1 protein-coding gene is annotated in these 574 nt (G+C 62.9%); it reads right to left on the bottom strand.

The genetic code is table 11. The features are described from left to right. On the bottom strand, positions 1 to 574 hold a 574-nt coding region (locus IEZ13_RS46210; RefSeq protein WP_189285826.1), incomplete at both ends, for an AAA family ATPase.

The raw sequence follows: 574 nt of genomic DNA, 5'->3' as shown, positions 1-574 counted from the left end.
GACAGGGTGTCCTCCAGCTCGCGCTGGATGGTCCGGCGCAGCGGACGGGCGCCGAGCACCGGGTCGAAGCCCTTGGCCGCCAGATACTTCTTGGCGTTGTCGGTCAGCTCCAGACCCATGTCCTTGTTCTTCAGCTGCCCCTCGATCCGGGCCGTGAAGATGTCGACGATCTGGAGGATCTCCTTCTCCCGCAACTGGTGGAAGACGATCGTGTCATCGATACGGTTCAGGAACTCCGGGCGGAAGTGCTGCTTCAGCTCGTCGTTGACCTTGATCTTCATCCGCTCGTACGACGACTCCTCGGCCTCCGACGCCTGGAAGCCCAGCGACACCGCCTTCGCCACGTCCCGCGTGCCGAGGTTGGTGGTCAGGATGATGACCGTGTTCTTGAAGTCCACGATCCGGCCCTGACCATCGGTGAGACGGCCGTCCTCCAGGATCTGCAGCAACGTGTTGAACACATCCGGGTGCGCCTTCTCGATCTCGTCGAACAGCACCACCGAGAACGGCTTGCGCCGCACCTTCTCGGTCAGCTGGCCACCCTCGTCATAACCCACGTAACCGGGAGGCGCAC

It is taken from the genome of Actinoplanes campanulatus, from assembly GCF_014647795.1.
Taxonomy (GTDB): Bacteria; Actinomycetota; Actinomycetes; order Mycobacteriales; family Micromonosporaceae; genus Actinoplanes; species Actinoplanes campanulatus.
The sequence above is the reverse complement of the archived record's forward strand: the minus strand, read 5'-3'. Positions and strand labels throughout refer to the sequence as shown.